14 protein-coding genes are annotated in these 13,151 nt (G+C 72.1%); 5 read left to right on the forward strand and 9 right to left on the reverse strand.

Going from position 1 to position 13,151, the window contains the following annotated elements; genetic code table 11:
* Window position 1: 1 nt before the first annotated feature.
* Window positions 2–1,120 carry a phosphoribosylformylglycinamidine cyclo-ligase gene (gene purM / locus AB0P29_RS08270; RefSeq protein ID WP_311286536.1) on the reverse strand — a complete coding sequence of 373 codons (1,119 nt, stop codon included), beginning with the start codon at window positions 1,118–1,120 and terminating at the stop codon, window positions 2–4.
* Between the two features lie 88 nt (window positions 1,121–1,208).
* On the opposite strand from purM, the gene AB0P29_RS08275 reads away from it, so the two are divergent.
* Window positions 1,209–1,820: a zinc-binding alcohol dehydrogenase gene (locus tag AB0P29_RS08275; protein ID WP_363379367.1), complete on the forward strand. Its 612-nt coding sequence runs from the start codon at window positions 1,209–1,211 to the stop codon at window positions 1,818–1,820.
* Window positions 1,821–1,827: 7 nt separating this feature from the next.
* Here AB0P29_RS08275 and AB0P29_RS08280 read toward each other — a convergent pair whose 3' ends face one another.
* The 3 genes from AB0P29_RS08280 to AB0P29_RS08290 are packed head-to-tail and all read right to left on the reverse strand — an operon-like array spanning window position 1,828 to window position 3,314.
* The gene (locus AB0P29_RS08280) at window positions 1,828–2,148 is read right to left on the reverse strand and encodes a hypothetical protein (RefSeq protein WP_064003507.1); all 321 of its coding nucleotides are present in this window, start codon (window positions 2,146–2,148) and stop codon (window positions 1,828–1,830) included.
* Between the two features lie 22 nt (window positions 2,149–2,170).
* Window positions 2,171–2,923 (reverse strand): HtaA domain-containing protein, encoded by a 753-nt coding sequence (locus AB0P29_RS08285; RefSeq protein ID WP_363379368.1) that lies wholly within the window; start codon window positions 2,921–2,923, stop codon window positions 2,171–2,173.
* A 37-nt stretch (window positions 2,924–2,960) separates the two neighbouring features.
* Window positions 2,961–3,314, reverse strand: coding sequence for a sterol carrier family protein (locus AB0P29_RS08290; protein WP_311286540.1), 354 nt, complete (start codon window positions 3,312–3,314; stop codon window positions 2,961–2,963).
* Between the two features lie 44 nt (window positions 3,315–3,358).
* Here AB0P29_RS08290 and purD point away from each other — a divergent pair, with 44 nt between their 5' ends.
* Window positions 3,359–4,630: a phosphoribosylamine--glycine ligase gene (gene purD / locus AB0P29_RS08295; protein WP_363379369.1), complete on the forward strand. Its 1,272-nt coding sequence runs from the start codon at window positions 3,359–3,361 to the stop codon at window positions 4,628–4,630.
* A gap of 28 nt (window positions 4,631–4,658) precedes the next feature.
* Here the strand turns inward: purD and AB0P29_RS08300 are convergent, their stop codons facing one another.
* The 3 genes from AB0P29_RS08300 to AB0P29_RS08310 are packed head-to-tail and all read right to left on the reverse strand — an operon-like array spanning window position 4,659 to window position 7,368.
* On the reverse strand, window positions 4,659–6,149 hold the full coding sequence (locus tag AB0P29_RS08300) for a DHA2 family efflux MFS transporter permease subunit (RefSeq protein WP_363379370.1): 1,491 nt from the start codon (window positions 6,147–6,149) through the stop codon (window positions 4,659–4,661).
* A complete protein-coding gene (locus AB0P29_RS08305) occupies window positions 6,146–6,769 on the reverse strand; it encodes a helix-turn-helix transcriptional regulator (RefSeq protein ID WP_363379371.1) in 624 nt (207 codons plus the stop codon). Before AB0P29_RS08305 ends, AB0P29_RS08300 begins: the two co-directional genes overlap by 4 nt.
* A gap of 56 nt (window positions 6,770–6,825) precedes the next feature.
* Window positions 6,826–7,368, reverse strand: a complete 543-nt coding sequence (locus AB0P29_RS08310; RefSeq protein WP_363379372.1) for a hypothetical protein — start codon at window positions 7,366–7,368, stop codon at window positions 6,826–6,828.
* Window positions 7,369–7,410: 42 nt separating this feature from the next.
* On the opposite strand from AB0P29_RS08310, the gene AB0P29_RS08315 reads away from it, so the two are divergent.
* The 3 genes from AB0P29_RS08315 (at window position 7,411) to AB0P29_RS08325 (ending at window position 10,664) form a co-directional block, all read left to right on the forward strand.
* Window positions 7,411–8,301 (forward strand): phosphoribosylaminoimidazolesuccinocarboxamide synthase, encoded by an 891-nt coding sequence (locus AB0P29_RS08315; RefSeq protein ID WP_363379373.1) that lies wholly within the window; start codon window positions 7,411–7,413, stop codon window positions 8,299–8,301.
* 79 nt (window positions 8,302–8,380) lie between these two features.
* Window positions 8,381–9,739, forward strand: a complete 1,359-nt coding sequence (locus AB0P29_RS08320; RefSeq protein WP_311860762.1) for a solute carrier family 23 protein — start codon at window positions 8,381–8,383, stop codon at window positions 9,737–9,739.
* 49 nt (window positions 9,740–9,788) lie between these two features.
* A complete protein-coding gene (locus tag AB0P29_RS08325) occupies window positions 9,789–10,664 on the forward strand; it encodes a VOC family protein (RefSeq protein ID WP_363379374.1) in 876 nt (291 codons plus the stop codon).
* A 6-nt stretch (window positions 10,665–10,670) separates the two neighbouring features.
* Here the strand turns inward: AB0P29_RS08325 and AB0P29_RS08330 are convergent, their stop codons facing one another.
* Both AB0P29_RS08330 and AB0P29_RS08335 read right to left on the reverse strand, forming a co-directional pair.
* Entirely contained in the window at window positions 10,671–11,705 is a 1,035-nt protein-coding gene (locus AB0P29_RS08330) for a LacI family DNA-binding transcriptional regulator (RefSeq protein WP_363379375.1), read from the reverse strand.
* Complete coding sequence (locus tag AB0P29_RS08335; protein ID WP_363379376.1) at window positions 11,702–13,147, reverse strand: GH1 family beta-glucosidase; 1,446 nt, start codon at window positions 13,145–13,147, stop codon at window positions 11,702–11,704. Before AB0P29_RS08335 ends, AB0P29_RS08330 begins: the two co-directional genes overlap by 4 nt.
* Between the last annotated feature and the right edge of the window lie 4 nt (window positions 13,148–13,151).

A 13,151-nucleotide genomic window follows, 5' to 3' on the forward strand; every position in this document is an offset into this window, starting at 1 on the left:
CTCAGTCCGTTTCTGCGTAAGAGCCGACGAGACGGACCGCGCCGCCGTCGACGCCCTTCGCGCCCTGCTCGTAGTCGCCGGCCGGCAGTGCCGCATCCGACACCGTCCCGACCTGCCAGGTGTGGATGCCCTCCGCGGAGAGGGTGGATGCCGCGGCGTCGGCGGCCTCGGCCGACACGACGGCGAGGAAGCCGATGCCGAGGTTCCAGGTGCCCTCGGTCTGCTCGAGCGACAGCCCGCCGATGTCGGCGAGGACGCGGAACACGGGCGGGGGCGACCACGTGGCGCGGTCCACGTCGACCCACGTGCCGACGGGCAGCACGCGGGCGAGGTTGGCCGCGATGCCGCCGCCGGTGACGTGGCTGAGGGAGTGGAGGGCGCCCGGGTGCGCGTCGATCGCGCGCAGCAGCGGCGACGTGTAGAGGCGCGTCGGCTCGAGGAGCTCCTCGCCCCACGTGCGACCGAAGTCGGCGGCGTTGTCGCCGTACCCGATGCCGGCGTTCGCGATGATGTGGCGGATCAGCGAGTAGCCGTTGGAGTGGGGACCGCTCGAGGCCAGCGCCAGCACGACGTCGCCCGAACGCACCCGGTCGGCGCCGAGGACGGCATCCGCTTCGACCACTCCCGTCGCCGCTCCCGCGACGTCGTAGTCGTTGACGCCGAGCAGGCCCGGGTGCTCGGCCGTCTCGCCGCCGACGAGCGCCGTGCCGGTCGCGGCGCAGCCGTCGGCGATCCCGCGGACGATGTCGGCGATGCGCTCGGGGAAGACCTTGCCCGTCGCGATGTAGTCCGTCATGAAGAGCGGCTTCGCGCCGACCACGACGATGTCGTCGACGACCATGCCGACGAGGTCCTGGCCGATCGTGTCGTGCTTGTCGAGGGCCTGCGCGATGGCGACCTTCGTGCCGACGCCGTCCGTCGAGGTCGCGAGCAGGGGCTTCGTGTACCCGAGGAGGGCCGAGGCGTCGAAGAGGCCGGCGAAACCGCCGACGCCGCCGAGGACTTCGGGGCCCTGGGTGCGACGGACGGCCGATTTCATCAACTCGACGGCGAGGTCCCCCGCCGCGGTGTCGACGCCGGCAGCGGAGTAGGGATCGGTGGGAGTCGAGGCCACCCGCACAGCCTACCGGCCCCCGGACGCCGCCTGCTTCCGCCGCGGAGGCGACGCGGAGCGGACGGGGACCACAGGCGAGCCATAGGATGGCGCCATGAGCGGGGCTGAGCGGCCCGAATGGGTGGTGCGGGAGGACGCGAGTACGACGGTGCTCGTCGCCTTGTTCGTGCGCCAGGCACTCGGCATCCGTGCCCCCGAAGAGCTGCCCCACCTGCGGGGAGCCCCCGCGGCACCGCCCGCCGGCGATGACGACGACGCCCGCCTGCTGCAGCGGCAGTGGCTCGCGTACTGGGCGATGGCGGTCGAACCGCAGGCGCACCCCTCTCCCGTGCCTCTCGATCTCGTCGACGGTTACGAGACGCTCGCCGTGCTCCCCGTCGACGGTTTCGACGAGCTGCGCGCCGCCATGGCGCCGCTCGCCGACGATGCCGTCGCCTTCGCGCGGTGGGCCGCCGATCGCTACACGATGCAGGCGCGGGCCGCATCGGCGAGCAGCTACCGGGCCTACGCGAGCGCGATCGCCGAGCACGAGCGCCGCGTCGGCCGCCGGGCGCACTCGTTCGAGCTGAACGTGCAGGTGCTGCCGCTCACGCAGCGCGGCGTCTGGTGGATCGGCTCACTGACGATCGCCGTCACCGACGGCCTGCGCGGCGACGTCGCGGCGTTCGATCCGGCGATCCAGCCGATCATCGCCGAGCTCGCCTGAGGCGGGCTCAGTCCTCGGAGCCCTCGACGCGCTCGCGCTCGATGCGCACGGTGCGGTGCTTCTTGCCGAGCACCCGGTCGAAGACGAGCGCGACGACCGCGCCGACCGCGATCCCGGCGGGCACGCACCACAGCAGCAGGAAGCCGAACACCTGGCTCTGCGAGTAGCGCGCTCCCGTGCTCTCGCTTATCGCTCCGTCGCCGAACGCGAACGTCAGGATGAGGGCGACGAGGATGCCGAGGGCCGCCCCGACGGCGAAGAAGGCCGCGAACCGCGGGGTGCGCCGCAGCTCGGCGGACTCGACGTGCGTTTCGGAGTGCTCGGCCATGCTTCCATTGTCCACCCCCGTCTCAGGGGAGCGGGTCGCCGACGGTCTCCGGCTGGGCGGCGCGGGCACTGTTGCGCTTGCGCCGCTGGACCGATCCGACGGCGAGGACGACCGTCACGGCCGTGGCGATCCCGACGACGATGAGCGGGACGAGGATGCCGGGGGCCGCGGCATCCTGCTCCTCCTCCTCGACGACCGCGGTGTCGGCGATCGTGGTGCAGTCCGCGGTCACGGTGAGATCGAGGTCCCCGAGGGTGCCCGCCCAGAGCAGGTCGGAACCGTCGGCGGTCGCGTCGGTCTGCGCGTCGACGCCGTCGAGGTTCATGGTGTCGCCCGATTCCGAGACGGCGACGGCGCGGAGGTCGACCTCGGCGAGCGCCGCTTGGGGGATCAGTTCCGTCCCCTCGGGCTGCACGTCGAACAAGAGGGTGCCCGAGCCGCCGTCGATCACGAGGGTCGGGGCGGACAGCGTCGTCTCGACGCCCGCGGCGCTCGTGTAGGCGACGGTCCCGTCGAAGCTGAGGCTGCCGGAGGGGCGGACCGGCTCGAGCACGCCGGCGCCGCCGTCGAACGTGAGGATGCCGCCCTCCGCCGAGATCGCACCGTCGGTCCGCAGCTCATCGGCGCCGGAATCCCAGACGGCCGTCGCCGCGGAGACGACGCACGTGGGCGCCGCGGCGTTCGCGGGTGCCGTGGGAACGAGGACGACCGCGGCCGCACCGATCAACCCGACGACGAGGGGACGTGTGACGCTCCGGGGGTGCCGTGCCTGCATGGGGATCCTCTCCGCAGGCGATGGTACCGGCGGTCGGTCAGGGCCGGAGCGGCAGCAGCCCGTCGAGGTTCGCCCGGACGCCCGACGCCCGGACGGTGCCGGCCGTGACGGCGTCGGCCCAGGCGACCTGTCCGGTCGCGAGAGCGATCCAGGTCGCGGCATCCGTCTCGATCACGTTCGGCGGGGTGCCGCGCGTGTGACGCGGTCCCTCGACGACCTGCACCGCGCCGAAGGGCGGCACGCGCACCTCGACGGAGTTGCCCGGCGCCTTCTCGACCAGCAGCTGCAGCAGGTAGCGGACCGCCGTCGCCGTCTCGGGACGCGTCGGGGTGCCGGCGGCGACGGCCGCGAGGGCGTCGCGTCCGTCGCCGGTGCTGATCGTGCGGGCCATGGCAGCCACCGTAACGCGCGCAGGCCGGTCGGTAGGCTGGCGGGGTGAAGATCCTGGTCCTCGGCTCGGGCGCGCGCGAGCACGCCATCATCCTCGCCCTCGCCGCCGAAGGCGCCGGGCACGAGATCTTCGCGGCCCCCGGCAACGCCGGCATCGCCGCCGACGCGAGGATCGTCCCCGGGCTCGATCAGAACGACCCCGCGGCCGTCACCGGCTACGCGAACGAGGCGGCGATCGACCTCGTCGTCATCGGCCCCGAAGCCCCCCTCGTCGCCGGCGTCGCCGACGCGCTGCGTGAGCGCGGCATTCCCGTCTTCGGTCCCGGCAAGGCCGCCGCGCAGCTCGAGGGCTCGAAGGCGTTCGCGAAGCGGATCATGGATGCCGCGGGCGTCCCGACCGGTCGCGCGGCGCGCGCGCACACCCGCGACGAGGTCGCCGCGGCGATCGACGAGTTCGGCGCCCCCCACGTCGTGAAGGCCGACGGTCTCGCCGCCGGCAAGGGCGTGATCGTCACGTCCGACCGCGACGCGGCGCTCGCGCACGCCGACACCTACTTGCCGAGCGGTCCCGTCCTGGTGGAGGACTTCCTCGCCGGCCCCGAGGTCTCGCTCTTCTTCGTCTCCGACGGCGACAGCGTGCGGGCGCTCAGCCCTGCGCAGGACTTCAAGCGCGCGTACGACGGCGACGAGGGCCCGAACACGGGCGGGATGGGCGCCTACTCGCCGCTCCCCTGGCTCGGCGAGCGCTTCGGCGGCGAAGACGCGTTCGTCGCGCAGGTGACCGCCGAGGTGGCCGAGCCCGTCATCCGGCAGCTGGATGCCGAGGGCACCCCGTTCATCGGGCTGCTCTACGCGGGCCTCATCCTCACCGAGTCCGGCGTCAAGGTGATCGAGTTCAACGCCCGCTTCGGCGACCCCGAGACGCAGGTCGTCCTGGCGCGTCTGCGCAGCCCGCTGTCACGCCTGCTCCTGGCGGCGGCGAGCGGCACGCTCGAGTCCGAGCCGGCCCCCGAGTTCTCCCCCGAGGCCGCCGTCACCGTCGTCCTCGCGAGTGAGGGCTACCCGGAGGCGCCGCAGACCGGCCGCGCGATCGAGGGGACGGATGCCGCGGTGTCCGTCGACGGCGTGCACCTGGCCCATGCCGCGACCGCCACCGCCGACGGTGCGCTCGTCGCCACCGGCGGGCGCGTGCTCAACGTCGTCGCGGTGGGCGCCGACCTCGCCGACGCGCGCGAGCGGGCGTACACCGCCCTCGAGCGCATCACCCTCGAGGGCGGGCACTACCGCCGCGACATCGCCGCCCGCGCCGCGGGCTGAGCCCCGCAGGCGCCACCGAGCGCTGCGCTCAGCGCTGCGCGAGGTGCGCGGGGCGGCGCAGGAACAGCACGAGCACGACGCCGAGCGCGATCACGGCAGCGGGCAGGAGCATCGCCTGAGCCATCGCGGCGGAGAACCCCTCGGCGACGACGGGAGGCATCCCGCCACCGCCGCCGAAGTCCCCGCCCGTCGCCTCACCGGCACCCGGCAGGTTCGCCTCGAGGCGCGACTGCATGACGGAGGCGATGGCCGCGGAACCGATGACCGACCCGATCGTCCGGGTCGTGTTGTAGATGCCGGACCCGGCACCCGCCTGCTGCGGCGGCAGGTTGCGCGTGGCGGTCGTCGCGAGCGGTCCCCACATACCCGCGTTGGCGACACCGATGACCGCCGACGGGATCAGCAGCAGCAGGATCGGCGCCTCGGTGTTCATGAGCAGGGAGTACCCGACGAGCCCCGCAGCCATCAGCGTCAGTCCGGGGACCAGCAGCACGCGGGGGTCGACGCGGTCGAGGATGCGGCCCGCGAAGGGGGCGAGCACACCCGAGAGCACCGCCATCGGAATGAGGAGCAGTGCCGACTCGGTCGGCGTCAGCCCGCGGGCGAGCTGGGTGAAGAACGCCATCGGCAGCGCCATGCTCGTCACGGTGAACCCGACGGCGGCGATCGCGAGGTTGGAGATCGCGAAATTGCGGTCGCGGAAGAGCTGGAGCGGCACGAGCGGCTCGCTCGTCGTGCGGCCCTGCGTCCAGATGAAGACCGCGAGGACGACGACGCCGGCGGCGATCATCGCCCACACCCACGCGGCCCAGTCGTAGTGCTCGCCCTCCTGCAGGCCGAAGACGATGAGGAAGAGCGCGACCGCGCTCAGAACGACGCCGAGGACGTCGAACCGGTGCGGGTGCGTCTCGAGCTGCGGCACGAGCCGCCACGCGAGCACGAAGGCGACGACACCCACCGGGATGTTCACGAAGAAGATCCACTCCCACCCGAAGCCGTCGACGAGCAGGCCGCCCGCGAGCGGACCGACGAGGGTGGCGACACCGGCGGTCGCGCCCCACAGGCCCATGGCGGCGCCGCGGCGCTCGGCGGGGAAGGTCCGGGTGATGACCGCCATCGTCTGCGGCGTCATCAACGCGGCGCCGAGGCCCTGCGCGGCTCGCGCGATGATCAGGGCCATGAGCGAGCCCGACAGTCCGCACGCGAGCGACGCGAGAGTGAAGATCGCGAGGCCGATCAGGTACATGTTCTTGGGGCCGAACCGGTCGCCGAGACGGCCGGTGACCAGCAGCGGCACGGCGTAGGTCAGCAGGTAGGCGGACGTGACCCACACGACGTTGTCGAGGTTGCTCGTGGTCGGGTCGAGGGCCGCCTTGATGGCGGGGTTCGCGACCGAGACGATCGTCGTGTCGACGAGGATCATGAAGAACCCGATGACGAGCGCCCAGAGCGCGGGCCAGGGGTTCGTGGGGGCGGCGGGCGCGCCCGGGGCGCGGACGGTGGACGTGCTCTCGCTCATGCGCGTGCGGCTTCTCTCTGTGCCAGATAGCGGTCGGTGGCGGGGATGTCGACGACACCCCAGACGGTGTCGGGACGACGGATGAACTCGACCGCTTCGTCGAGCCAGGTGATGTCGGCGTCGAGGAGCGCCGCCTGGCGGTGCACCTCGATGAGGAACTGGGGGTGCGATCCGTGCGCGATCGCGCGATCGCGGGCGCTCCGATGGGCGTCCCGGGATGCCGCGAGCAGCTCCCGACGCTGGGAGAGGAGCGCGAGCACCTCGTCGCGGGGCAGGTTGTGCGCTTCGGTCAGGGCGATCCGGAAGCGGCCCGGGTCGTCGACCGACACGAGCTCGCGGCGGATCCAGGCGAGGAGGTCGGCACCACCGGCATCCGTCAACGCGTACGTCGTGCGCTCGGGACGGTTGCCGTCGCGGTCGCTGCCGACCTCGACGATGCGACCCTGCCGTTCGAGGCGGGCCACCGTGTGGTAGATCGTGCCGTGGGTGAGGGCGATCAGCCGGTCGGCGCGGCGCTCGCGCAGCAGGCGCACCATCTCGTACGCGTGCATGTCGTCCTCGTGCAGCAGCGCGAGGAGCATGACGGCGGTCGGCGTGAGCGCGCCCGTCCCGTGCGCCATGGAGCTCCCGGTGAATTAGTCCATGTGGACTATACGCCGGTCCGGCGACGCCGGGATCACTGGTCGGGACGCAGCACCGCCCATGCGCGCGACACCTCGCCGCCCATCAGCGAGATCTGCACGCCGACCATCCGGTCGACGCGGATGCCGGTCGCCCGTCCCGGCGCGCTGCACCCCTGCGTGAGAGCGATCGGCCCGGAGAAGTTCACGGGAGGGTCGTCCTCGCCCACGGCCGGCGACAGGGACAGCGTGATGGTGGCGTCCCGCGGGACGCAGTCGAAGTCGAGCACGTAGTCCTGGTCCCTGACCGCACTGCTCGAGACGCTCACGACCGTCACGGGGTCGACGCCGACGGCATCTCTCTCGAATACCAGGCGCGAGGCCTCGAGCGGGTCCTGCTCAGGGACGGCGTACGAGGGGTCCACCGATTCCTCGGGTTCGGGCATCGAAGTGGGGGTCGGGGTCGGCGCGGCCTCGGCCGACCTGGTCGGGGACGACGACGGCGTCGGCGCGTCGTCATCGACCGCGGCGGTCGAGACGCAGCCGCTCAGTCCGAACGACACCGCGAGGGCGGTCAGGGCGAGCAGGGGGCGACGCATCCCGCCACGGTACGCGCTCCGCGCGCCCGACATAATGGGCTGGTGACGGATGCCGCGACCCCCCTGCCCGGATGGACCCACGTGTACTCGGGCAAGGTCCGCGACCTCTACCGGCCCTCCGACGGCGCCGATGACGGCCGACTGCTCGTGGTCGCCAGCGACCGTGTCAGCGCGTTCGACCACGTGCTCGAGCCGGCGATCCCCGGCAAGGGCGCCCTCCTCACCTCGCTGTCGCTGTGGTGGTTCGAGCAACTCGCCGGTGCCGACGGCGGCCGCGCGATCGCCAACCACCTCCTCCCCGGCCAGACGCCGCCGGCCGCGACCGACGGGCGCGGCATGGTCGTCCGTTCGCTCGACATGCTGCCGGTCGAGTGCGTCGTCCGCGGCTACCTGACCGGCTCGGGATGGGTCGAGTACCAGGCGGACGGCACGGTCTGCGGCATCCCCCTCCCCACCGGCCTCGGCAACGGCGACCGCCTGCCGGAACCGATCTTCACCCCCGCCTACAAGGCCCCGCTCGGCGAGCACGACGAGAACATCTCCTTCGAGCGCACCGTCGAGCTCGTCGGACCGGAGCGCGCGGCGGAGCTGCGCGACGCGTCGCTCGAGATCTACCGCCGCGCCGCCGCCCTCGCCGAGGCGAAGGGGCTGATCCTCGCCGACACGAAGTTCGAGTTCGGCCTCGACGCCGACGGCGTCCTCACCCTCGCCGACGAGGTGCTCACGAGCGACTCGTCGCGGTATTGGGATGCCGAGACCTGGCGCACCGCCGAGACCCCCGCCGCGCGCATGGCGAGCTTCGACAAGCAGATCGTGCGCGACTGGCTGGCGGCGCATTGGGACATGCAGGGCACGCCGCCCGTCGTCCCCGACGAGATCGTCGCCCAGACGGCGGCGAAGTACCGCGAGCTGCTCGAACGCCTCACGTCCTGACGGCGTCGCTCCCACGCACTCAGCCGACTCCCAGGTAGCCTGACGCCAGGCATCCCCCCATCACCCGAGGAGTACGCGCATGCCCATCTGGACCCTCCACGGCGACGGCCGTCGCGTCGCCCCCGGTGCCGTCGTCACCCCCCGCGAGCGCCTCGGCTGGGGCAGCACGATCGCCATCGGCGCCCAGCACGTCGTCGCGATGTTCGGCGCCACCTTCCTCGTGCCCCTGCTCACCGGGTTCCCCGTCAGCACGACGCTGCTCTTCTCGGGCCTCGGCACCCTCCTCTTCCTGCTCCTCACCCGCAACCGCCTCCCCAGCTACCTCGGGTCGTCGTTCGCGTTCATCGCGCCGATCACCGCCTTCGGGCCGGGCGAGGGCAAGCCGCTCGACAGCCCCGAGCAGATCGGGCAGGCGCTCGTCGGCGTGTTCGTCGCCGGCCTCCTGCTCGCCGGCATCGGCTTCCTCGTGCAGGCGACGGGGACGCGCTGGCTCGAGAAGCTCATGCCGCCGGTCGTGTCGGGAGCGATCGTCGCGCTCATCGGCCTGAACCTGGCACCCGCCGCCTGGAACAACTTCACGACCGACGCCGTGCTCGCGACGATCACGCTCGTCGCGTGCATCCTGTTCGCGGTGCTGTTCCGCGGCATCCTCGGGCGCGTCTCGATCTTCCTCGGTGTCGTCGTCGGCTACATCGCGGCGCTGATCATGGGCCGCGTCGACTTCACCGGTGTGGCGAAGCTCATCGAGGACCGCGCGTGGTTCGGGTTGCCCGCCTTCCACCTGCCGTCCTTCGGCGACCCGATCGCGTGGGGCCTGCTCCCGATGTTCCTGCCGGTGGTGCTGGTGCTCGTGGCCGAGAACGTCGGACACGTCCGCGGCGTCGCGACCATGACCGGCGACCCCACCGTCAACACGCGGACCGGTCGCGCCCTCGTCGCCGACGGACTCGCAACGACCCTCGCCGGCGCGTTCGGCGGCTCGGGCACGACGACCTACGGCGAGAACATCGGCGTCATGGCGGCCACCCGCATCTACTCCACGGCCGCGTACTGGGTGGCGGGCATCATCGCGGTGCTGCTGTCGTTCTCACCCGTCGTGGGCGCCGTGCTCTTCACGATCCCGAGCGGCGTGATCGGCGGCGTGACGACCGCCCTCTACGGCCTCATCGGCGTCATCGGCATCAAGATCTGGGTCGACAACCAGGTCGACTTCTCCCGCCCGGTCAACCAGTACACGGTCGCGGTCGCCTTCGTCATCGCGATCGCGAACTTCACGATGGACCTCGGCCAGCTGCAGTTCGGCGGCATCGTCCTCGGCACCCTCGCCGCGCTCGCGATCTACCACGGCGGCAACGCCATCGCCCGGGCGCGCAAGACGGGGGCGGATGACGGGGGCCCGATCGTCCCGATCGGTCAGCTGGGCGGCGACCCGGACTGAGTTCCGGCGCCGCGGGAACAAACGGGAAGCGGCGGCGTTACCGATTCATGTGAATACGCCTACGCCGGACCGTCTCGCGCCCGACACGTCGATGGGTGCGGTCACGCTCCTGGTCGCAGACCTCGACGGGATGACCCGGTTCTACCGCGACGTCATCACACTGCAGGTGCTCGACGCGGAGGGCGACACGGTGACGCTCGGTCGTGCGAACCGCCCGATCGTCGTGCTCCGAGCCGAACCGTCGCTGCGCCACGCCCCCGCAGGTTCCGCGGGACTGTTCCACACCGCGATCCTCTTCGAATCGCAGACGGCGCTCGCGGCGGCCCTGTACTCCCTCGCACGCCATGCGCCCCAGACCTTCACGGGCAGCGCCGACCACCTCGTGAGCCAGGCCTTCTACGCCACCGACCCCGAGGGCAACGGCATCGAGCTCTACTGGGACCGCGACCGGAGCGCCTGGTCGTGGACGCACGGACGGGTGGAGATGGCGACGCTCTTCCTCGACCCGAACGCCTTCATCCGCGAGCACCTGACCGACGCCGCCGCAGCGGGCGCGACCGCCGACGAGGCGGCATCCGTCGGTCACGTCCACCTGTCGGTGGGGGATGTCGAGACCGCCCGCTCCTTCTACGTCGACACGCTCGGGTTCGATGTCACTGCGGAGCTCAGCGGTTCCGCCCTGTTCGTGAGTGCGGGCGGCTACCACCACCACATGGCGATGAACGTCTGGAACTCGCGCGGCGCGGGGCCGCGCATGCCCGCGCTCGGCCTCGGCCGCGTCGACCTCGCCCTGCCCGACCGCGACGGTCTCGGCGAACTGAGCGAACGCCTGCGGCACCACGGCGTGCAGGTGGCCGACGACGGTCGGACGGTGACCTTCACCGACCCGTGGCGCAACACGCTGCACGCGACCGCCGTCGCGTGAGCCGCGTCAGGCGGACTCGCGGACGATCAGCTGCGTGTCGAGCAGGCTCTCGCGCGGCGGGTATCCGCCCGACAAGAGGGTGAGGAGGATGTCCGCCATCACCTCGCCCTGCTCGAGCGACGGCTGACGCACCGTCGTCAACGCGGGCGAGACCGACGTGGCGACAGGGGAATCGTCGTAGCCGACGATCGCGACGTCCTCGGGGACGCGGATGCCGGCGCGCGTCAGCTCGGTCAGGACGGCTCCCGCCATCAGGTCGCTCGCGACGAACAGTCCGTCGAACTCGGCACCCGACCGGAGGATCCGCGTGACCGCGGCGGCGCCGCCCGCGGCGGTGAAGTCGCCGTCTTCCACCGCGACGGGCGACAGGCCCGCAGCGTCCAGCGCCTCGTGGAATCCGGTCAGCCGGTCGATGCCGCCCGGCATCGTCGTCGGGCCCGTGACCATGGCGAGCCTGCGCCGACCCCGGTCGAGAAGATGCTGCGTCGCGACACGGCCGCCCTCGACGTTGTCCACGTCGACGTAGTAATCGCGTTCGCGCTGGCGCACGGGTCGCCCGCCGAACACGACGGGCATCGCGGCGGCGATGCGGTCGATGAACGCGTCACTCGTGTGGTGCGACACGATGATCGCGCCGTCGACCGCTCCGCTGCGGAGGTACTCGGTGGCTTTGTCGTTCGGATCGTCGCTGGCGATGATCAGGTTGAGGACGTACTCCGACTTCGAGATCCGCTTGTTGATCCCGCTGACGATCGCCGCGAAGAACGGGTCGCCGAAGAACCGCGTCGTGTCCTCGGGGACGACGAGCGCGACGGCCATCGTGGCGCGGCTGGCGAGCGAGCGCGCAGCCCGGTTGGGCACGTAGTTGAGCTCATCGATCGCGCGGCGGACGGCGGCGAGCGCGGCGGGGCTGACGGCCGTCGAACCGTTCACGACGCGCGAGACCGTGGAGCGGGACACCCCCGCCGCCGAGGCGACCTCTTCGATCGTCACCGGGGGGTGGAGGACATCGGACACGGTCACCTCGCGGAGTGCAGTCATTCCATCGCTCGGGCGGCGATGACCCGACGATACTCCAGGGCGCTGTCTTTGAACGTCCGTTCCTGCGTGGCGTAATCGACCCGGATGAGACCGAAGCGTTTGTCGTAGCCCCACGCCCACTCGAAGTTGTCCATGAGCGACCAGTAGAAGTAGCCGCGGACGTCGACGCCGGCGTCGGCGGCATCCAGGATCGCGGCGAGGTGGCCGCGCAGGAACCCGACCCGGTCCGCATCGTGCACGCGCACGGTGCCGCCGTCCACGACCGCCTCGTCGTCGTAGGCCGCGCCGTTCTCGGTCACGAACAGCGCCGTCCCGGCATCCTTCGCGTACTCGTCCCAGACCCGCTCGAGCAGCACCGTCAACGCCTCGGGTTGCACCTCCCAGTGCATCGCCGTCCGCGGCAGTCCGCGCTCGTACCAGTGGATGCCGTCGCCCGCCGGCCACGGCGACCCGACCGCGCGGTCGGTCGGGGCATCGCCGGGCAGCGGCGGGTCCGCGGGGGCCGTGCCGCCGACGAACTCGCCGTGGTAGTAGTTGACGCCCAGCACGTCGAGCCGCCGGGAGATGGTGTCGAGGTCGCCGGGCAGCACCGCCGCCTCGAAGCGCGCGACCGCGTCCGCGTCGACGGCGCGGATGTCGGCGACGATGTCCTCCGGGTAGCCGCCGCGGAAGATCGGGTCGAGGAACCAGCGGTTGAACTGCCCGTCGATCCGGCGCGCGGCATCCACGTCCTCGGGTCTGGCGGGGTCCGCCGCCTCGGCGACCGTCAGGTTCAGGGTGATGCCGAGGTTCAGCGCGGGGTCGCGACGGCGCAGCTCCTCGACGACGAGACCGTGTCCGCGCAGCAGGTGGTGGGAGGCCAGCATCCCGTCGGCGATGCTGAACCGGCCGGGCGCGTGGATGCCGCCGGTGTAGCCGAGGAACGACGAGCACCAGGGCTCGTTGAGCGTCGTCCAGTCCGTCACGCGGTCGCCGAGCGCGTCGTGGACCGACAGGGCGTACTCGGCGAACCGCTCGCTGGTCTCGCGCGCCGTCCACCCGCCCCGCTCCTCGAGCGCCTGCGGCAGGTCCCAGTGGTAGAGCGTGAGCCAGGGGCGGATGCCGGCACCCAGCAGCTCGTCGACGAGACGCTCGTAGAAGTCGATACCCTTCGGGTTCACCGCGCCGCCGTCGGGGCGCACGCGCGACCACGACGTGGAGAACCGGTAGGTGTCGAGGCCCAGCTCCTTCATGAGCGCGACGTCGCCGCGGTAGCGGTGGTAGTGGTCGCACGCGACGTCGCCGTTGTCGGCGTTGATGACGGCCCCCGGCACCCGGCTGAAGGCGTCCCAGATCGACGCGGTGCGACCGTCCTCGAAGGCGGCGCCCTCGATCTGGTAGGCGGCGGTCGCCGCCCCGAAGAGGAAGCCGGTCGGGAAGGGGCGGATGCGGGTGGCGGGCACGGGG

This window comes from Microbacterium sp. NPDC080220, from assembly GCF_040686395.1.
GTDB lineage: Bacteria > Actinomycetota > Actinomycetes > Actinomycetales > Microbacteriaceae > Microbacterium > Microbacterium gawkjiense.

Bases quoted from the DNA above. Each gene is read 5' to 3' on its own strand.
- AB0P29_RS08275 (WP_363379367.1), top strand. From the start codon at position 1,209: ATGAGCGGGGCTGAGCGGCCCGAATGGGTGGTGCGGGAGGACGCGAGT.
- AB0P29_RS08280 (WP_064003507.1), bottom strand. From the start codon at position 2,148: ATGGCCGAGCACTCCGAAACGCACGTCGAGTCCGCCGAGCTGCGGCGC.
- AB0P29_RS08285 (WP_363379368.1), bottom strand. From the start codon at position 2,923: ATGCAGGCACGGCACCCCCGGAGCGTCACACGTCCCCTCGTCGTCGGG.
- AB0P29_RS08290 (WP_311286540.1), bottom strand. From the start codon at position 3,314: ATGGCCCGCACGATCAGCACCGGCGACGGACGCGACGCCCTCGCGGCC.
- AB0P29_RS08300 (WP_363379370.1), bottom strand. From the start codon at position 6,149: ATGAGCGAGAGCACGTCCACCGTCCGCGCCCCGGGCGCGCCCGCCGCC.
- AB0P29_RS08305 (WP_363379371.1), bottom strand. From the start codon at position 6,769: ATGGCGCACGGGACGGGCGCGCTCACGCCGACCGCCGTCATGCTCCTC.
- AB0P29_RS08310 (WP_363379372.1), bottom strand. From the start codon at position 7,368: ATGCGTCGCCCCCTGCTCGCCCTGACCGCCCTCGCGGTGTCGTTCGGA.
- AB0P29_RS08320 (WP_311860762.1), top strand. From the start codon at position 8,381: ATGCCCATCTGGACCCTCCACGGCGACGGCCGTCGCGTCGCCCCCGGT.
- AB0P29_RS08330 (WP_363379375.1), bottom strand. From the start codon at position 11,705: ATGACTGCACTCCGCGAGGTGACCGTGTCCGATGTCCTCCACCCCCCG.